This window comes from Brevundimonas sp. NPDC058933 (assembly GCF_049315965.1).
GTDB lineage: Bacteria > Pseudomonadota > Alphaproteobacteria > Caulobacterales > Caulobacteraceae > Brevundimonas.
On sequence record NZ_JBMOSL010000001.1, the window covers coordinates 231,747 to 249,270 of the forward strand.

Here is a 17,524-nt window from a genome sequence, read left to right on the forward strand (position 1 = left end):
TCTCATCGCCGACGGCCATACCGTCGGTCCCGATCTCTAGGTAGGAAGGCTGGCCGTGGCGTTTCGCGACGGACCGTTCGAGAATCTGAAGGTGCCGCTGGCCTGGACGGCCGCGGTCGTGGTCGTCGTCGGCATCGTCGGCGCGGTCATGCTGCTGCTTGGCGACATCAGACAGACGACGAGTGCAGACAACTACGCGCCTGCGCGGGCGGCCTTCGAGACCGGCGCCGCGCCTGTGGGCGGGGTGCTGTCGGCGCCGGTCCGCTGGACGGGCAATGCTGTCGACTATGTCAAAGGCTATTTCTTCGCCGTGTCGGAGAACCGGCGGCTGCGGGCGCAGATCGTCGAACTGAACGCCTGGCGAGACGACGCCCTGGCGCTGAAGAACCTCAACGGCCGCTACGAACAGATGCTGGGCGTGAAGACCGAGCCCCCCGTGCCCATGGTGACGGGCCTGGCGATCACTGACGCGCGCGGCCCCTTCGCCCGCTCTCGCCTGTTGAATATCGGCGCCGCCAAGGGGGTTCGCGTCGGCAACCCCGTGCTCAGCGAGCATGGCCTGGTCGGCCGTATCATGGGCGTCTCGTCAGGCAACAGCCGGATGCTGCTGCTGACCGACGTGGCCTCGCGCACGCCGGTGCTGGTCGAGCGCACGGACGCCCGCGCCATGCTGACCGGCGACGGCAGCGGCAGCCCGCGCCTCGACTATATCCGCGGCGCGGGGTCGGTGCAGGAGGGCGATCGCATCATGACCTCGGGCGACGGCGGCGGTTTCCCCCGTGGTCTGCCGATCGGCGTGGCCGCCAAGGGGGTGGACGGGTCCTGGCGCGTCAAGCTGTTCAGCGATCGCACCGCCATCGACTATGTCCGGGTTCTGCTGTTCCAGGACTTCAGCCAACTGGCCGATCAGAACGCTCTGAACGCTCCGCCCTTGGCCAGCCTCGCCGCCGCCCCGCCGCCGACGCCCGCCCAGGCCGCCGCCATTCAGGACGTGGCCACCCGCCGCGCCGCCGCCGCGGCTGCAACCGCTGAGCGTGTGCGGGCCGCCAACGCCGCACCGCCGCCTGCCCCTGTCGCAGCGCCCCCCGCCGCGACGACGACGGCCCCGACGACGGCCCGTCCCGTTGCGGCGCGTCCGGCGGCGGCTTCAACCCGCCCCGTCGCGCCGCGACCGACCACTCCTGCGCCGGTTCAGCCCACGTCCACGCCTGACGCCGAGCCTGCTCCTGCGCCTGCTGGAGCCGCAGAGTGAGACGGGCGATCACGGTCCGCGTCGTCGGCCCGCTGCAATGGATCGTCTATCCGGCGCTGATCGCCATTGCGGTCACGGTGCTGTTGGCGATTCCGTTCCGGCTGTTCGGCCTGAACCTGCCCGAGCCGGTCTTTCCCGTCGTGCTGGCCTTCGCCTGGCCGCTGATTCGACCGTCCATGCTGGCGCCCGTCGTCCTGTTCGGCCTGGGGTTGTTCCTCGACCTTTTCTGGGGCGGGACGCTGGGGCTCTGGCCGCTCAGCCTTCTGGCCGTCTATGGCGCCATCCTGCTGGCGTCGAACTTCCTGGCGGGGCAGGCGACGATCGTTCTGTTCGCCCTCTATGTCGCGTCCACGGGTCTGGCCTTCTTCCTGGCCTACATGATCACTACCTTGAGCCTGGGCAATGCGCCGAGCATCCTGGCCGTCCTGGGTCAGGTCGTTCCGACCCTGTTGCTCTTTCCCCTGGCCGACTGGCTGATCCAGCGATTTGACGACGCCGACGTGCGCTTCCGATGAGCAGCGAACCCCATATCTTCTTTTCGGACGTCAACGAGCGGCAGGGCTCCTTCCTGCGGCGCACCTTTCTCCTGGGTGGAGCGATGGCGCTGGGGACGACGGCGCTGGTCGCGCGGCTGGCCCAGTTGCAGATCGTCAAGGCCGAGGAGTACTCGACCCTCGCCACCAATAACCAGTTCAACTTCCGTCTGGTCCCCCCGCCGCGTGGTCTGATCAAGGACCGCAACGGCGTCATTATCGCAGGAAACCGACCCAGCTTCCGCGTGTTGGTCGTTCGCGACGAGACCAAGGACCTTGACCAGACGCTGGATCTTCTGGGGCAATTGCTGCCGGATACGCTGGAGCGTCGCCGCACCCTGATCCGCGAGATCAACGCCGCGCCGCGCTTCTCGCCGGTGCCGGTCAAGGCGGACCTGACCTGGGAGGAATTCTCCAAGGTCAATCTGCACGCGGCTGAACTGCCCGGCGTCATGGCCGACATGAACGAGGCCCGCTACTATCCGTTCGGCGGGGCCTACGCTCACGTGATCGGCTACGTGGCCAAGGTGTCCGACCGCGACGTCAAGGCGATCCGCGACAAGGGCGAGCAGCCGCCCTCGATCCTGTTCAACCCCGGATTCCGTATCGGACGTCAGGGCATCGAGAAGTCGCTGGACACCGATCTGCGCGGCGAAGCTGGCGGCAAGCGGGTCGAAGTGGATGCTCGGGGGCGGGTGGTGGCCGAGGATGTCGCCGGCTCCAGGCCCGCTGTCCAGGGGGCCGAGGTCATGCTGACCCTGGACAACGACGTCCAGAACCGGGCGTTGGAAGTTTTTGGCGAGGAGGCCGGCAGCTGCGTGGTCATGGATGTGCGCAATGGCGACATCCTGGCCATGGTGTCGTCGCCCTCGTTTGATCCCAACCTGTTCGTGTCGGGCGTGCCGTCAAAGATCTACAGGGCTCTGGCTGACTATGAGCGGCGGCCGCTGCTCGACAAGGCTCTGGGCGGCACCTTCGCGCCGGGCTCGACCTTCAAGCCGATCGTGGGCCTTGCGGCCATGAAGCGAGGCTGGGATCCCAATCGCCGGGTGGTGTGCAACGGCAGCTTCTTCCTGGGCCGTCGCTTCGCCTGTCTGGGGCGACACGGCGCGCTGGACATGCGCGGCGCGATCAAGGCCTCCTGCAACGTCTACTTCATGACCGTGGCGACCGAGTTCGGGCCCGACGCCATCGCCGAGGTCGCGCGCGAGATGGGCTTTGGGCAGAGTTTCGACATTGGTCTGACCGGCCAGAAGGTCGGTCTGGTGCCGGACCGCGAATGGCGACGGCGCAATCCTGTGCGCGGCGACGCCAAATGGTATCCTGGCGAGACGCCCAGCTACGGGATCGGACAGGGGGCGCTGAACGTCAACGCCCTGCAACTGGCGGTCTATACGGCGCGCATCGCCAACGGGCAGAAGGCCGTGACGCCTCGCCTGATCAAGTCGATCGGCGGGATCGAGCAGACGTCGGGCACGGCCTTTGCCGATCTGCCGTTCGACCCGTCCCTACTGAAGGTGCTGCGGGACGGCATGGAGGCCGTGACAGATGTCGGCGGCACCGGCTTCCGCAACAGCCAGCTGGGTCTTGGGGCTGTTCGCATGGCCGGCAAGACCGGCACGGCCCAGGCCCAGAATTATGGGGCGGGATCGCGCAAGGGCGCCGGCCGTCCCTGGGCCCAGAAGGACCACAACCTCTTCATCGCCTATGCGCCGACCGACAACCCTCGCTACGCGGTCTCCGTCATCGTCCAGCACGGCGGGCTTGGCGGCGGGACCGCCGGCGCGCCCCGCGCTCGCGAAGTCATGAGGGTCGCTCTGCTCAAGAATCCCGAGATACGCGCCCGCATCGAGCAGGCCGGCTTTGAAGCGCCTGAAGATGCTGGCGCGCGCGAGGCCGAAGCTCGCGGCGAGCCTGTCGACGCCCCGACCGTTGATGTCGCCGCGCCGCCGCCGGAGCCCACACTGTGACCGCATCTGCTCTGACACGGCCCGGCGAGCGCGACCGGATTTCCAGCAAGCTGGCGGAGCTGGACTGGCGCGTGGTCGGCCTGCTGTGCGTCCTGGCCGGCATCGGTACGGCCATGCTGTATTCAATCGCAGGCGGTCATTGGGATCCGTGGGCGTGGAAGCACCTGCTGCGCTTCGGCGTTCTGCTGGTCGTCATGATCGGCTTGGCGATGGTCCATCCGAAGTGGTGGTTCCACGCCGCCTATCCGCTTTACGGCCTGCTGCTGTTCATGGTGCTGCTGATCGAGTTCACGCCGATGGGCTATGTGGCCGGCGGCGCCAAGAACTGGCTGAACCTGGGCTTTATCCGCATCCAGCCGGCCGAGTTCGTCAAGATCGGCCTCGTTCTGGCGCTGGCGCGCTGGTACCATGGTCATTCAGCCCAGGACGCACGCTGGTCCTGGAAACTGCTATTCCCGCTGGGAATGATCGGGGTGCCCTTCCTGCTGGTGGCCAAGCAGCCTGATCTGGGCTCGGCCATGGTCATCGGCCTGACCGGCGCGGCCGTCATGTTCATGGCGGGGCTGAGCTGGCGCGTGATCGCCGCCGCAGCCGCCGCCGCGGTGGCCGTCATCCCGCCCTTCGTCATGTTTGTCATGCATGACTATCAGCGCAATCGCGTCCTGACCTTCCTGAACCCCGAGGCGGACCCCTCCGGCACGGGCTACAACATCATCCAGTCCAAGATCGCCCTGGGCTCGGGCGGCTTGCTGGGCAAGGGTTATGGCCTGGGCAGCCAGAGCCAGCTGGAGTTCCTGCCGGAACGCCACACGGATTTCATCTTCTCGACCGTCTCCGAAGAGTTCGGCTTCGTCGGCTCCTTCACGGTTCTGGTCTGCTACACGGCGTTGATCCTGATCTCCTTGCGGATCGCGTCGCTCTCCCACAGCCATTTTGGTCGGATTAGCGCGGCGGGCATGACGGCCTTCCTGGCGCTGTTCGTCCTGATCAACGGCGCGATGGTGATGGGGCTGGCGCCGGTCGTGGGGGTGCCCATGCCGCTGCTGTCCTATGGCGGCTCGACCATGATGACGGTGATGATCGGTTTTGGTCTGATCCTTTCGACCCACGTGCATCGCTATGTCGAACTGCCGAAGGGGCAGGGGCTGTTCTGATCGCGGCCTGAGAGGCTAGGCTGGTCGCATGACCGATAAAGCGCCCGAACCCACCGCCATCCCCAAGGCTGATCCTTCCATGTTCTCGGACTGTGGCGACACGCCCTGTCCGCAGCCGGTCATGTCTGATCCCGGGAACGAAGCGGCGGTGCTGGCCGACGGCGTGCGTATGCGCAACAACCCGGCCGAATGGGCCTTCGTGCGGCTTTCCAAGCTGATCGAGGAGTTCGAGGCCAAGCTGGACAAGGACGAGGAGATCGGCGCCCGCGTCGTCGGACTGCCCGGCGAGGGCACCATGCAGATCGTGGATGTCGGTTTCTGGGGGCCGGACCTGATCATCTTCTTCGGTCGCAACCCCGACGGCAAGCCGGTGCGCCTGGTCCAGCACTATACCCAGATCAACGTGGTGCTGGCCGCGATCAAGAAGCCTGAGGAGCGGGAAGCACGTCGCATCGGCTTCCAGCTCAACGAAATGGTGATGAAGACCAACCCCGCGCCGACGGCCGCTTCGACGGCCGGCGCGGGTGAAGCAACCTAGAGACCGGCGGCCCAGTCCGTGCCGCGCACCAGGCTGTCGATGATGCCAGGCTCGCTGGAGGCATGGCCGGCGTCGCCGACGATGTCCAGCTTGGCCTCGGGCCAGGCTCGGTGCAGAGCCCAGGCGCCTGATATCGGGGTCACCACGTCAAAGCGGCCCTGCGCGATCCAGCAGGGGATGTGGCGGATCGTCTCGATGTTCTCGAGAATCCAGTTCTCGCTGTCGAAAAAGCCGCCATTGGTGAAGTACCAGTTCTCGATCCGGGCGAAGGCCACGGCGAACTCCGGGTCAGCGAACTTGTCCGGCTTGCCTGCTGGCCCCTGGACGCTGACGGTTTCGCCTTCCCAGGTGGACCAGGCTACGGCGCAGCGGTTGCGTTCCTCGACGTCGTCGCCCATCAGGCGCCTGTTATAGGCAGCCATCAGGTCGCCGCGCTCGGCCTCGGGGATGGGGGCGAGGAAGCGCTCCCAGGCATCGGGAAAGATCATCGAGGCGCCGTCCTGATAGAACCAGTGCAGTTCCTTCTTCGTCAGCAGGAAGATGCCGCGCAGGATCAGGGCCAGGCAGCGGTCCGGGTGCTTGATGGCGTAGGTCATCGACAGGGTCGAACCCCAGGAGCCGCCGAAGACGACCCACTTGTCGATGCCCAACTGTTCACGCAGGCGCTCGATGTCGGCGATCAGATCCCAGGTGGTGTTGTTTTCGAGCGAGGCGTTGGGCCGCGACAGGCCGCAGCCGCGCTGGTCGAACATGACGATGCGGTATTTCGCCGGATCGAAGTAGCGCCGCATGCCCGGATTGACCGCGCCGCCCGGGCCTCCGTGCAGAACGATGACCGGCACGCCGTGCGGATTGCCGCTTTCCTCGTAATAGATCTCGTGAATGCCCCCGGTCTGCATCCAGCCCGATGCATAGGCTTCCAGCTCAGGATAGAGGTCGCGACGAAGGGTATTGGTCACAGGAAAGGCCATGTCAGGATAATGAGGGGTTTTCAGATTGGCGGGTCAGGCGTTGACGATTTGTGAGCGGAACGCAGCCACGACCAGCATGATCCAGCCGGCGATCATCAGCACGCCGCCGACGGGGGCGACAGCCCCCATGGCGGGCAGGCTGAGCAGGCCGATCATGGCCAGGGCCAGGCAGAAGATCAGTCCGCCGCTCGCCGCCAGCCAGCCGGCGATGCGTGCGGTCCTGCCCGCGGTCGCCCAGGTCGCGCAGACGACGGCCAGCACGGCGTGCACCATCTGATACTGGGCCCCGGTGGTCAGCAGGCTCTTGATCGCCGGGCCCGCCCCGTGGGCGGCGAAGGCCCCCAGCGCCACGGCCATGGCGCCGTTGAAGGCGGCGAAAACGAGCAGGTTGCGATCAAGACTCATCGCTAATGTCTAGACCACAACTTCCCCGGAGTCTGCTATCGGAGCGGCGATGAAATCCGCCCTCCGCATGGCTCTGCAATACGTCCTGCTGTTCGCCGCCAGCGGCGTGACCTTGCCGTTCGCCGGTCTGTGGTTTCGCGAACAGGGGCTGAGCGGGGCCGAGATCGGGGCTCTGCTGGCCATCCCCATGCTGGGGCGGATGGTGACCGGCCCTCTGCTCGCTGTCTGGGCCGACGGGTTCAGATATCGGCGTACGCCGATCGCCCTGCTGGGGCTGGCCATGGCGCTGGGCTACGGCGGGGCGGGTCTGGTTCAGGGCTTCACCGCCTGGGCTGTCTGCTGGTTCGTCGGAGCGACGGCGGCGGCGGCCTTGATCCCGCTCAGCGACGTGATGACGCTGCGAGTCGCCAAGCGCGACGGGTTTGCCTTCTCCCTGCCGCGCGGTTGCGGCTCGGCGGCCTTTGTCGTGGCCAATGTGACCATGGGCGCCCTGCTGACGCGGGCCTCGGCCGATGCGGTCATCATCTGGATCGGAACGGCGGCGCTGCTGATCTCCGTGACCGCCTGGCGCGTCCTCCCGGCTGAACCTGTGACGGACGGCCGTCGCGTTCCGGGGCTGGAACGCTTCAAGGGCCTGGGGCGACTGGTGGTCGATCCGATCTTCATGACCGCCATCTTCGCGGTCGGCGCGGTGCAGGCGGCGCACGCCTTCTATTACGGCTTCTCGGCCATCGCCTGGAAGGCGCAGGGCATTCCCGAGAGCGTGACCGGGTTGCTGTGGGCCTTTTCCGTCCTGGTCGAAATCGGCTTCATGTGGGTGGTGGAGCCATGGCGGCGGCGCGTCGGCATTGGGCCGTGGCTGATGCTGTCCATCGGGGCCGGCGCGGCGGTGGTGCGCTGGACCTTGATGGCCTTCTCGCCGCCGCTGTGGGCGCTGTGGCCCTTGCAGGCGCTGCACGCGCTCAGCTTCGCCGCCACCTATCTGGCTGGTGTCCAGATCGTCGAACGTCTTTCGCCGCCGGACAGCCACACGGCGGCCCAGACTCTCGGTTCCGTTCTGTCGGCGGGCGTGCTGATCGGACTGGCGACGGCGGCTTCGGGGCCGCTTTATGATGCGTTCGGTCTGAAGGGTTATCTGGCCATGGCCGGGCTGGCGCTGACCGGCGGAGTTGTGGGGCTGGTTCTGCAAGCGCGCTTGGCGAAAGCCTAGGCGACGTGGGGGCGGGATAGGGGAGCCAGGTGGCGGGCGATGGCCGAGGCTGCCGTCTTGACCGCCAATTGAACCTTGGCGTTCGGCGCATTCAGCGGCGCTCGGATCAGGCCGATCGACGGCGAGGCAGGGCCGTCCGGCAGATCATTGAGAATACGATACAGGATATAGCTGCCCGCATCTTGCTCCGCGTCCGAGGCGGCCAATGCGTTCAGACCCGCGTCGGCGAGGGCCCGGACGATCTCGGCTGCGGGAGCGGTGGCGCGCGCCACGCCCGGCCCCGTGTGGTCCAGCCGGTCGCTGTGGTCGAGGCGACGGTTCTCGGCCCGCATCTGCAGACGAAAGGCGTCCGGATGAGCCGTCTGGCCGACCAGGAGCAGTGCGCCGCATTCACCCTTGGCGAGCAGGGCGCTGAGTGCGGCGGCCAGGGTTTCAGCCGACGCCATGCCGGGAATGGGCAGGGTGCGTGCGCCAACCGGGTTCCAGGGCTCGCCCGACAGATCCTCGACCGGATCCCAGGCAGTGAAGGTCGGGTCCCAGGCGCAGATGGCGATGGCGGGACGTCGATCGGGGCGAACCCCGGTATCCATATCCAGCACGGAATCCACCTTGTATGACACTAACGCGACAGCGGCGGGAAAGGTGCGGTCAAACCCCGGGCGAGGTCAAGTCCGTCGGCTGAAATGAGGCGGCTTTGCGGCAAGACGCCTATCCCAAATCGCCGATGGCGGCGTCCAGCAACATGAAGGCGCGGCCTTCGTCGGTCGCCAGACGCGCCTGCACGTCGTGAGCATCGCCCTGGCGCGCCTGATCCTGCATTTCCTGCCCGAAGGCGCGCACATAGGCGTCGGCGTCGGCGCGCAGGTCGGCGTCGGCCAGGATACGACGCGACACGCTACGGACCGCGGCGGGCGCCACGCGGCGCACGATCTGGCGGGCGCGGTCGGGTTCCTGCGCCGCCAGGGCGCGGGCGGCTTCCTCGATTCGGGCGCGTGGCAACAAGGCGTTGGGATCGACCCCCATGCGGCGAATGGCGGCCGTGATTCTGCCTTCCAGGCCGGCGTCAGTCGGGGACGCCATGGAGGCGTCAAGCTCCAGCGGCGGCTCCTGCGCGGTCTGGTCCTGGCCGTCCATCAGATCGTTCCAGTCGAGCGGCTCGTTGCTCTCGGAGAGAGGGGCCGTCGGCGAGGCTTGATCCCTGGTCGGTTCCAGTTTCAGCCTGCCGCGCAGGCCGAAGCTGCGTTCATCTGCAGGCTTGGGTTCGGGCTTGGGTTCGACCGAGCGCGGCTTGTAGCGCGGAGCTTCGACCGGCGACAGCAGCGGTTCGCGCCGACGGCTGGTCGGCGTATCGCCCGACACGACTCCCATGACACGCACGGCCTCGGTCAGCATGTCATAGTTGCGACGCACCCGTTCCTGGAAGCCCGACTCCAGCGCTTCGGTGTCTTCAGCGGCCTTTCTCGAGGCTGCCGAGAGAGCGGCCAATCCGTCTTCGACCGAGGCGCGGACGGCCCCCACGCGTGCGGCCGCTTCTTCGGGCAAGCGGCTGGCCCGGGCGTCCATCTCGGCGACGGCGCTTTCGACCTGGGCGAGGGCTGCAGTCATCCGCGCCAGCGTGTCTTCCAGTCGCTCGACCACCTTCTCGCCGGTCAGGTCGACCATGTCCGCCGTCTGGTTGACGATCTTGCGGGCGCCGTCGATGCGCGCCTCGGCGGCCTCGTCCGCCTTCTGCGCGGCGTCGAACAGGGACTCGCCCAATCGGTCGGCGCGGATCTGGGCCTGTTCGATGGCGGCGGCGGCGGCGGCGCGCTGTTCTTCGGCGGTGGCCTGCAGGGCGGTGAGGGCGCGGCGCGTCTCCTCGACCAGAATATCCCGCGACTCGGCGGCCAGGGCTTCGAAGCGGTCGAGCGCCAGCTTGGTGGCGTGGTCGAAGCCGTCGGCCTCGCGCTGGGACAGATCGACCAGAGCGCGGAACTGATCGACGGCCGCCTCGATCTGGGCCTTCATGGCCTCGTTCATGTCGCCGGTCGTCTGGGTCAGTTCGCCGGCGGCGGAGCGGGTGATGGACAACTGTTCGGTGAACTGGGCGCGCTGGCTCTCGATCTGGGCCGAGAAGTCTTCCTGATCGGTGCGGAGGGCGTAGGCGGCCGTGACGAGGGCGGCGCGTTGCTGGCTGAGACCTTCCTCGACCGACTGAATCTGTTCGGCGACGCCCGAGCCGGCGGTTTCCAGGCGCAGGGTCTGGCGGGCCAGATCGTCAGCGGCGGCGCGGGCGGCGTCCTGCGCCTCTCCGGCGGCGGCGGCCAGATCGGCGGCGCGGGCGGCCAGGGCGGCCTCGGCCTCGCGAAGCTGGGTCTGGGCCAGATCCGACGCGTCCACCACCATGCGCGACTGGCGCTCTACGGCGTCGACGACGCCGGTGGCCTGACTGTCCAGTTGGACGCCGAGAGCGCCCATTTGCTCGCGTTCGCGGCTCAACTGGTCAGTCAGGCGGCGGGCGGTGCGCCCCGCGCTGTCGGCCGCTTCGTTCAGGCGTGCTGTTTCGCCGGCCAAGGCTTCGCGCAATAGAGCCATGTCGGCGCGAGCGCGTTCGGCGGCCAGCGCCGCCTGATCAATGTCGCCGCGCAGGGAGGTCAGCACCTGTCCCGTCTGATGCGCGGCCAGGGCGGTCGGGCCGACCAGGGCCTCGGCCATGTCGCGGGTCCGACGGGTTTCCTGGGCCAGATGCGCGCCTTGACGCACGGCGTGGGCGAGCATGACGGCCAGGCCGGCGGGGGCCAGGGCGATCAGGGCGTAGACGGCTAGTCGAAGGGGCTCCAGCGGCACTGCTCCCGAGCCGAACTCGTAGGCGAACCACGAGGCTACGCCGCCGATCCAAAGAGCGGAGGCCAGTCCGGCGATCAGATAGGCGTTGCCGCCCGGCTTCTGGGCCGGCGCGCGCCGCGTGATCATCGGCGCAGGAGTCTGGGGCTCCTCCACCGCGGCGGGCGGTGCGTCGGCGGAAACCATCAGGGGACCGAGATCGGGCGTGGGCTGCGCTTGAAGAGCCGCGGCCCGCTCTTCCGCCAGGCGCTGCTCTTCAAGAAGACGACGACGTCGGCGCTCGGACATGGGTTTTTCCGGCGCAGGCTTAAGCGAGAGCTCAGCATCCAAGGCGTCATCAGTCGTAACGCTTTCGTCGATCGCATCGACCTGCGCGGTCACGTGCTGATCGTCGCCCGGTTCAGGGTCGGAAAGGTTGAGCGGCGGCCGATGGCTGGATTTCATGGGGCGTCGGTCTCGTTCACTAATCGCCGGAAACGCGGCGAGGGCGCGCGGAGATCGGACCCTAACGACTCGATCCGGTCGCGCAAAGACTCACACGTCCGGATTCCATTGGAAGAAACAGGAATGGTCGGGCAGAAAGCCCTTTGTCAGCAATCGCGGGGGGCGGCGACGGCCACGGTGGCCGCGGGCGTATCCCGACAATCCTGAACGCGTTGGATCTCGCGTTCAGAGTGGCGGGGTGCATGCAAATCCACGCCAAACTGCGACAACGCCGCTGCAGCGAGCATCGCAATCAGGCCAGCCAGCATTTCCAGCAGCATTTGCATGGGCGCATCATGACAGAAGCGTGCGCAGTCCACAATGCGGCGCCTTTGTGAAGCTTGGCCGTTGTTGAAGCGTGTGGAACGAAAACCGTCGCAGCGTCACTGTATGGAACAGCGCGTAGCGGAACGTCACGCGAATCAGACAGCTATGGCGTAATGCGTGAACCCGGCGACATCTATGAAGGCAGTCTGCTCGAACCAGGGCGGGGATGCTGGCGCGTGGCGACGGCGCACCGCTTCACTCCGTTGATGGAGAACAACGCCTATTTCGACGCGCTCGCGTCATCCCTGCAAAAGGCGAAAAAGTCGATTGTCGTCCTGGGCTGGCAATTCGATCCACGAACGAGGCTGGACCCCGAGTCGCCGCTGACCGACCGGCGTGGCGAGATTGGGCATCAGTTGCGCAGTCTGGTCCGTCAGAAGCCGGACCTGGATGTTCGTCTGCTGATCTGGAAATCGCCGCTGCTGATCGCGGCGTCGCAGGGATTCTATCCCCACCGGGCGCAGAACTGGTTTCGCAAGCGAACGGTGGAGTTCCGCCTGGACAAGCCCGGCATCCTGGGGGCCTGTCACCACCAGAAGGTCATCATCATCGACGACAAGGTGGCGTTCTGCGGTGGCGGCGATATCGCCACTGATCGCTGGGACACGGACGAGCATCTGGATTTCGATCCACGACGCTGCCAGCCGTCCGGATTGTTCAGCGCGCCTCGTCATGAAGTGATGAGCGTCATGGACGGGGCGGCCGCCAGGGCCTTGGGTGATCTGGCGCGTGAACGTTGGTACCGGGCCACCTGGGAACGGACTCTGCCAGACGACTCCAACGATGATCCCTGGCCGGATGGCGTCGAGCCTGCGCTGACGGATGTCTCGGTTGGCATAGCCCGGACCGAACCCGCCGTACGCGGCCGTTCCGAAGTGCGTGAGAACGAGACGCTCCATCTCGAGGCCATCCGCCGAGCCAAGCGTCTGATCTACCTTGAGAATCAGTACTTCACATCGCCGATCATCGCCGCCGCCCTGGCCGAGAGGCTGGCTGAACCCGACGGGCCGGAAATCGTTCTGGTCTCAACAGGGCGAAGTCCCAGCTGGTTCGACGGCCTGACAATGGACACCGCTCGCGCGGAGGTTCTCTACCGGCTCGAGCAGGCCGACGCCTTTAACCGTTTTACCGCCTTCAGTCCGCGCACGGCGGAGGGCGAACGCATCATCGTCCATGCCAAGATGTCGATCATCGACGACCAGCTGCTGCGGATAGGTTCGACCAATCTGAACAATCGCTCCCAGGGCCTGGACACCGAGTGCGACGTGGCTGCAGAGCCGACGACAGTCGAAGGGCGTGATGTGGTGCGGCGGTTTCGGCAACGCTCCATCGGGCATTTTATCGGCGTGTCGGGCGAAGACTTCGCCCAGGCCGAGGCGATCATGGGCTCGGTCGGGCAGGCGGTCATGACTTTCGGCTCTGATCGTATGACCTTGCTGGGCTCAACGCCGCCGTCGCCGGTCGAACGGCTGTTCGCGGAGTGGCAGCTCGGAGATCCCATGTCGTCCAGGGACGCCTGGCGTCCCTGGAAGCGTCTGAACCGCACGCACCGCACCCGCCCGCGCTCAGAGGGAGGTCAGGCCCCGGGCTGACCTGTGAACTCAAAGTCGATCGCGAGCGGCAGGTGATCTGACGCCGCCCGCGCCAAGGGATGAAGCGGCGTCATGGCGCCCGTAACCCTGATTTCGGGACTGACGAAGCAGTGGTCGATGCGGATGGCGGGGAAGCTGGACGGGAAGGTCTTTACAGAGGGCCTCAGCCCCAGCACGCGCTGGGCGTCGGCCAGTCGTCGGCTCAGGGCTTGATAGGGGCGGGTGATCGATGTGGCGTTGAAGTCGCCGGTCAGGATCGTGGGGCCGACGCAGGACGGATCGCCCAACCATTCCGGTCCGACGAGAGCTGCCGCCTGCAGCCGCTGCTCACGCGGCACCAGACCCAGATGGGTGTTGAAGACGTTCAACGTCACGCCGTCGAAGTCGATGGCCGACCACAGGGCTCCGCGCGGCTCAAGTCCCCGCAGATTGGGCAGGGTCGGCAGGGCGGCGGCGCGGATCAGCCGCTCCGGGCGGGGGGTCAGGATGGCGTCGCCATAAAGCTCCGCCTCGATCGTCATCGCGGGGTGAAAGCGAAAGGCCATGGACAGGCGTTCGGCGATGGCGTGAGCCTGATCGACACCATTGGTCCGGGCTCTGCCGACGTCCAGTTCCTGAAGACAGACGATGTCCGGTTCCAGCTCGGCGATGACGGCGGCGACGCGCGCCACGTCCAGCTTGCGATCGACGCCGACGCAGCGGTGCACGTTATAGGTGACGAGTCTGGGCATGGGTCCTTGTCGGCGCGGTCGATCCCGCGGCCTTTTATCCGGTCTAGATGACAACCAGACGGTCGGGGACTTCGTTGATATCAGCGGATCGTGGCGGAAACTGTTCCGCCAGCACCTGACCGCACAGGGCGATAGCCTGTTCCAGTCCCTCGACTGGCTGATCCCGACGCAGGCTTGCAGTCAGGGCGGCGACGGCCTCAGCCCAGACCTCGGGGCTGACGCAGGCGTGGATGCCCTTGTCGGCGATGACCTCCACCTGATGGTCCGCCAGGGCGGCGAAGATCAGGACCCCGGTCCTCGCCTCGGTGACGTGCAGGCCGTGGGCCAGGAACTGCTGCATGGCCGCGCGACGGACGCGGGTGCGGCGCAGGGGGGCAGGGGTGAGCAGTCGCTTCACCGCCGGGATCAGGGTCAGCAGGAAGACCCCGACGAAGACCGCCGCCTGAACCAAGGCATAGGCCGCCAGGGCCTGACCGATCTCCACCTCGCGCGCGGCGGCGTGGGCGGCCTGCCAGTCGGCGCCCCAAAGACCAGGCAGCCCGGGCAGCCAGTGAGGGCCGAAGCCCAGCGGGATCAGCGCCAGCGGCAACAGCAGGGCCGCCGCCGCCGCCCAGGCCAGACTGACGTCGCGATAGGAGGACACCTGCCGCGCCACGACGCAGAAGATCTCGCCGGAGGTGTTCGCCTCGGCGACGGAAATGGCCTCGGCCACCCGAGCGTGGTCCCGCTGCGTGAACTGCATCACCATCCCCCCGATGCGCCGCCGCCGCCGAAGCCGCCGCCGCCGCCGCCAAATCCACCGCCGCCTCCGCCGAAGCCGCCACCGCCGCCGCCCCAGCCGCCGCGTCCGCCGCCGCGACCCTGGTTCTTCAGCGCCTCGCTGGCGGCCCAGATCAGGATGGGGGTCAGGCCATCGCCGCCCTTGCCGCCGCGTCGACGTTTGCCGCCCGCCGCCGCGCCGACCAGGCTGACGAACAGGAAGAAGAAGATCAGGAAGATGATGATGGCCGGCAGGATCGGCGCCTCGCGCTCGCTTGCGGCGCTTTTCGCTTCGGCCGCGCGCGCCTGGGCCTCGGCCGGATCGGCGGTCAACTGGGCGATGACCGCGTCGGTCCCGGCGATGATGCCCGCGGCGTAGTCGCCCGAGCGGAAGGCCGGCAGGATGTCGTTGCGGATGATCATGGAGGAATAGGCGTCGGTCAGTACGCCCTCCAGGCCATAGCCGACCTCGATCCGAACCTTGCGCTCGTTCGGCGCGACAATCAGCAGGGCGCCGCCGTCGTTTTCCTTCTGCCCGATGCCCCAATGACGACCCAGCTGATAGCCGAAGTCCTCGATCTCCTGATCCTGCAACGAGGGCAGGGTGACGACCACCAGTTGATCCCCGGTCTGCTGCTCCAGCGTCGCCAGCTTGCCGGTCAGGGCCTGTTCCTGTTCCGGCGTCAGCAACTGAGCGTCATCGACAACCCGCCCGGTCAGGGCCGGGAACTTGATCTCTGCGGCGAAGGCGGGCAGCGCCGCCAGGCACAGGACAAGACCGAGCAGCAGCGCCGGAATCAGCCCCGGCGCTCGTCTTTCCCTCGGAGCGAGGGCGGAAGGGGTCATGGCGAGTTGACTACGCCGCCGGCGCCGGAGCTGCGGCAGGCGGCGTCGAACCGGGCGCGGCCCCCGGCGTGGTCGCGGGCGCGCCGGCGCCTGGCTGGGCGCCGGGAACCCCGAGGTTGAAGTTGACTGTCGGGGCGCTCTGGGCCTCGGCGGTGGCGGTGAACAGCTGCATGGGCTTGGAGCCGCCATGCAGGGTCTTGGCCCAGATCACAGTGGGGAAGGTGCGCAAGGTGGTATTGTAGTCGCGCACGGCCTCGTTGTAGTCGCGGCGCGCCACGGCGATACGGTTTTCGGTGCCTTCCAGCTGCGATTGCAGCGTCAGGAAGTTCTGATTGGCCTGAAGCTGGGGATAGGCCTCGACGGTCACCAGTAGTCGCGACAGGGCGGACGACAGCTCGCCCTGCGCCTGTTGGTACTGCTGGAAGGCGGCGGCGTTATCAAGATTGGAGGCGTCGATATTGACGCTGGTGGCCTTGGCTCGCGCCTCGATCACCTGGGTCAGGGTGGTGCGTTCCTGGATGGCCGCGCCCTGCACGGTGGCGACGAGGTTCGGCACCAAGTCGGCGCGACGCTGGTACTGGCTCTGGACGTCGGCCCAGGCCGCTTCGGCCCGTTCCTGCTTGGTCGGAATGGTGTTGTAGCCGCAACCCGCGACGGCAGGCGTCAGGACGACGACAGCGGCGACGGCCGCGAGACGGGGCGAGAATCCAGCCATGAGTTCCTCCGGCGGTCGGCAGGACCGCTGATCCGCTAAAGACTATCGGAGCGGAAAGGCTCCGCTTCAAGGCCGGAATTTTGACAACCCAATCCGCTCATCCCGGCGGACGCCGGGATCCAGTCCTTTGGCCATCAATCGCGCCAGAGGCTTTCTAGGTTTCAGCGGGTGCGCGTGCGGTTCTCACTGGACCCTGGCGTCCGCCGGGGTGAGCGGGAGGGAGGAGACCCTCTCAGCCGCCCAGATCATCCGGCGTGACCCCGACCGATCGGCACGCGGCGGTGTAGGTGTTGGCCAGCAGGCAGGCGATGGTCATGGGGCCGACGCCGCCGGGGACGGGGGTGACGCGTCCGGCGACCTGAATCGCCTCGTTGAAGTCCACGTCGCCGACGACGCGGGTCTTGCCCTCGGCGGCCTTGACCGGGTCCTTGGAGGGCACGCGGTTGATGCCCACGTCGATGACGGTGGCGCCCGGCTTGATCCAATCGCCCTTGATCATCTCGGGCCGGCCCACGGCGGCCACCAGAATATCGGCGGTGCGGCACAGGGCGGGCAGGTCGCGGGTGCGCGAGTGCGCGATGGTGACGGTGCAGCTTTCGCCGAGCAGCAGCTGCGCCATCGGCTTACCGACGATGTTGGAGCGGCCGACGATGACGGCGTTCAGGCCCGACAGGTCGCCTAGCTGGTCCTTGAGCATCATCAGGCTGCCCAGGGGCGTGCAAGGGATCATGCCCGGCAACCCGACCGCCAGACGCCCGACGTTGACGACGTGGAAGCCGTCCACATCCTTGTCCGGGTCGATGGCGCCCAGGACGGCGGCCGAATCGATATGCTTTGGCAGCGGCAGTTGCACCAGAATGCCGTGGATGCCTGCATCGGCGTTCAGCGTCGCGATCAGGGCCAGCAGTTCGGCCTGGGTCGTCGTGTCGGACAGGCGGTGGGTGTCGGACCGCATCCCAGCCTTCTGGGTCGTCTCACCCTTGTTGCGCACGTAGATCTGGCTGGCGGGGTCCTCGCCGACGATGACCACGGCCAGACCTGGCTTGATCCCATGGGCCTTTTCCAGCCGCGACGCGGCGGCGGCGACGCGTTCGACCAGGGTCTGCGAGAAGGCCTTGCCATCGATCAGCGCGGCGGGGGCGGGTTCATCAGCCATGATCGGCTCCGTGAGCTTGGGAACGTGAAAGCGTGGCCGCGATTTACAGCCGTGGCGGT

Annotated in this window: 17 protein-coding genes; 7 read left to right on the forward strand and 10 right to left on the reverse strand. The window is 67.3% G+C overall.

Annotation, left to right across the window (positions count from 1 at the left end; translation table 11 throughout):
- Positions 1-55: 55 nt before the first annotated feature.
- Genes mreC through ACOZBP_RS01115 form a run of 5 tightly spaced genes read left to right on the forward strand, consistent with a single transcriptional unit; the run spans position 56 to position 5,447 of the window.
- Positions 56-1,252 (forward strand): rod shape-determining protein MreC, encoded by a 1,197-nt coding sequence (mreC, locus tag ACOZBP_RS01095; protein WP_422674616.1) that lies wholly within the window; start codon positions 56-58, stop codon positions 1,250-1,252.
- Positions 1,249-1,767, forward strand: a complete 519-nt coding sequence (locus ACOZBP_RS01100) for a hypothetical protein (RefSeq protein ID WP_422674617.1) — start codon at positions 1,249-1,251, stop codon at positions 1,765-1,767. Before mreC ends, ACOZBP_RS01100 begins: the two co-directional genes overlap by 4 nt.
- The gene (mrdA, locus tag ACOZBP_RS01105) at positions 1,764-3,755 is read left to right on the forward strand and encodes a penicillin-binding protein 2 (protein ID WP_422674618.1); all 1,992 of its coding nucleotides are present in this window, start codon (positions 1,764-1,766) and stop codon (positions 3,753-3,755) included. The genes ACOZBP_RS01100 and mrdA overlap by 4 nt, the downstream gene beginning before the upstream one ends.
- A complete protein-coding gene (gene rodA, locus ACOZBP_RS01110) occupies positions 3,752-4,909 on the forward strand; it encodes a rod shape-determining protein RodA (RefSeq protein WP_422674619.1) in 1,158 nt (385 codons plus the stop codon). The genes mrdA and rodA overlap by 4 nt, the downstream gene beginning before the upstream one ends.
- Before the next feature lie 28 nt (positions 4,910-4,937).
- Complete coding sequence (locus tag ACOZBP_RS01115; protein ID WP_422674620.1) at positions 4,938-5,447, forward strand: DUF6173 family protein; 510 nt, start codon at positions 4,938-4,940, stop codon at positions 5,445-5,447.
- Here the strand turns inward: ACOZBP_RS01115 and pip are convergent.
- Together pip and ACOZBP_RS01125 are read right to left on the reverse strand one after the other, a co-directional pair.
- Complete coding sequence (pip, locus tag ACOZBP_RS01120) at positions 5,444-6,418, reverse strand: prolyl aminopeptidase (protein WP_422674621.1); 975 nt, start codon at positions 6,416-6,418, stop codon at positions 5,444-5,446. The genes ACOZBP_RS01115 and pip overlap by 4 nt on opposite strands.
- A 33-nt stretch (positions 6,419-6,451) precedes the next feature.
- Positions 6,452-6,823: a DUF423 domain-containing protein gene (locus tag ACOZBP_RS01125; protein WP_422674622.1), complete on the reverse strand. Its 372-nt coding sequence runs from the start codon at positions 6,821-6,823 to the stop codon at positions 6,452-6,454.
- Between the two features lie 49 nt (positions 6,824-6,872).
- On the opposite strand from ACOZBP_RS01125, the gene ACOZBP_RS01130 reads away from it, so the two are divergent.
- Positions 6,873-8,033: an MFS transporter gene (locus tag ACOZBP_RS01130; protein ID WP_422674623.1), complete on the forward strand. Its 1,161-nt coding sequence runs from the start codon at positions 6,873-6,875 to the stop codon at positions 8,031-8,033.
- Here the strand turns inward: ACOZBP_RS01130 and ACOZBP_RS01135 are convergent.
- The 3 genes from ACOZBP_RS01135 to ACOZBP_RS01145 all read right to left on the reverse strand — a co-directional run bounded on the left by ACOZBP_RS01135 (position 8,030) and on the right by ACOZBP_RS01145 (position 11,626).
- A complete protein-coding gene (locus tag ACOZBP_RS01135) occupies positions 8,030-8,623 on the reverse strand; it encodes a hypothetical protein (RefSeq protein ID WP_422675467.1) in 594 nt (197 codons plus the stop codon). The genes ACOZBP_RS01130 and ACOZBP_RS01135 overlap by 4 nt on opposite strands.
- A 118-nt stretch (positions 8,624-8,741) precedes the next feature.
- Complete coding sequence (locus ACOZBP_RS01140) at positions 8,742-11,144, reverse strand: tipN (RefSeq protein WP_422674624.1); 2,403 nt, start codon at positions 11,142-11,144, stop codon at positions 8,742-8,744.
- Positions 11,145-11,446: 302 nt separating this feature from the next.
- Positions 11,447-11,626 (reverse strand): hypothetical protein, encoded by a 180-nt coding sequence (locus ACOZBP_RS01145; protein ID WP_422674625.1) that lies wholly within the window; start codon positions 11,624-11,626, stop codon positions 11,447-11,449.
- Positions 11,627-11,680: 54 nt separating this feature from the next.
- On the opposite strand from ACOZBP_RS01145, the gene ACOZBP_RS01150 reads away from it, so the two are divergent.
- Entirely contained in the window at positions 11,681-13,258 is a 1,578-nt protein-coding gene (locus tag ACOZBP_RS01150; protein ID WP_422674626.1) for a phospholipase D-like domain-containing protein, read from the forward strand.
- Here the strand turns inward: ACOZBP_RS01150 and ACOZBP_RS01155 are convergent.
- The 5 genes from ACOZBP_RS01155 to folD all read right to left on the reverse strand — a co-directional run bounded on the left by ACOZBP_RS01155 (position 13,243) and on the right by folD (position 17,465).
- On the reverse strand, positions 13,243-13,989 hold the full coding sequence (locus ACOZBP_RS01155) for an endonuclease/exonuclease/phosphatase family protein (protein WP_422674627.1): 747 nt from the start codon (positions 13,987-13,989) through the stop codon (positions 13,243-13,245). The genes ACOZBP_RS01150 and ACOZBP_RS01155 overlap by 16 nt on opposite strands.
- A 43-nt stretch (positions 13,990-14,032) precedes the next feature.
- Positions 14,033-14,731, reverse strand: a complete 699-nt coding sequence (locus tag ACOZBP_RS01160; RefSeq protein ID WP_422674628.1) for a TPM domain-containing protein — start codon at positions 14,729-14,731, stop codon at positions 14,033-14,035.
- Positions 14,731-15,594, reverse strand: coding sequence for a TPM domain-containing protein (locus tag ACOZBP_RS01165; protein ID WP_422674629.1), 864 nt, complete (start codon positions 15,592-15,594; stop codon positions 14,731-14,733). The genes ACOZBP_RS01160 and ACOZBP_RS01165 overlap by 1 nt, the downstream gene beginning before the upstream one ends.
- Positions 15,595-15,604: 10 nt before the next feature.
- Positions 15,605-16,309: a LemA family protein gene (locus ACOZBP_RS01170; RefSeq protein ID WP_422674630.1), complete on the reverse strand. Its 705-nt coding sequence runs from the start codon at positions 16,307-16,309 to the stop codon at positions 15,605-15,607.
- A 232-nt stretch (positions 16,310-16,541) separates the two neighbouring features.
- Positions 16,542-17,465: a bifunctional methylenetetrahydrofolate dehydrogenase/methenyltetrahydrofolate cyclohydrolase FolD gene (folD, locus tag ACOZBP_RS01175; RefSeq protein ID WP_422674631.1), complete on the reverse strand. Its 924-nt coding sequence runs from the start codon at positions 17,463-17,465 to the stop codon at positions 16,542-16,544.
- Positions 17,466-17,524 lie beyond the last annotated feature (59 nt).

What these genes read in the sequence shown, in the direction of transcription:
- pip (WP_422674621.1), bottom strand. Translation starts at nt 6,418, where the DNA reads ATGGCCTTTCCTGTGACCAATACCCTTCGTCGCGACCTCTATCCTGAG.
- folD (WP_422674631.1), bottom strand. Translation starts at nt 17,465, where the DNA reads ATGGCTGATGAACCCGCCCCCGCCGCGCTGATCGATGGCAAGGCCTTC.
- ACOZBP_RS01155 (WP_422674627.1), bottom strand. Translation starts at nt 13,989, where the DNA reads ATGCCCAGACTCGTCACCTATAACGTGCACCGCTGCGTCGGCGTCGAT.
- ACOZBP_RS01135 (WP_422675467.1), bottom strand. Translation starts at nt 8,623, where the DNA reads ATGGATACCGGGGTTCGCCCCGATCGACGTCCCGCCATCGCCATCTGC.
- ACOZBP_RS01160 (WP_422674628.1), bottom strand. Translation starts at nt 14,731, where the DNA reads ATGCAGTTCACGCAGCGGGACCACGCTCGGGTGGCCGAGGCCATTTCC.
- ACOZBP_RS01130 (WP_422674623.1), top strand. Translation starts at nt 6,873, where the DNA reads ATGAAATCCGCCCTCCGCATGGCTCTGCAATACGTCCTGCTGTTCGCC.
- ACOZBP_RS01165 (WP_422674629.1), bottom strand. Translation starts at nt 15,594, where the DNA reads ATGACCCCTTCCGCCCTCGCTCCGAGGGAAAGACGAGCGCCGGGGCTG.
- ACOZBP_RS01125 (WP_422674622.1), bottom strand. Translation starts at nt 6,823, where the DNA reads ATGAGTCTTGATCGCAACCTGCTCGTTTTCGCCGCCTTCAACGGCGCC.
- mrdA (WP_422674618.1), top strand. Translation starts at nt 1,764, where the DNA reads ATGAGCAGCGAACCCCATATCTTCTTTTCGGACGTCAACGAGCGGCAG.
- ACOZBP_RS01145 (WP_422674625.1), bottom strand. Translation starts at nt 11,626, where the DNA reads ATGCAAATGCTGCTGGAAATGCTGGCTGGCCTGATTGCGATGCTCGCT.
- ACOZBP_RS01140 (WP_422674624.1), bottom strand. Translation starts at nt 11,144, where the DNA reads ATGTCCGAGCGCCGACGTCGTCGTCTTCTTGAAGAGCAGCGCCTGGCG.
- ACOZBP_RS01115 (WP_422674620.1), top strand. Translation starts at nt 4,938, where the DNA reads ATGACCGATAAAGCGCCCGAACCCACCGCCATCCCCAAGGCTGATCCT.
- ACOZBP_RS01170 (WP_422674630.1), bottom strand. Translation starts at nt 16,309, where the DNA reads ATGGCTGGATTCTCGCCCCGTCTCGCGGCCGTCGCCGCTGTCGTCGTC.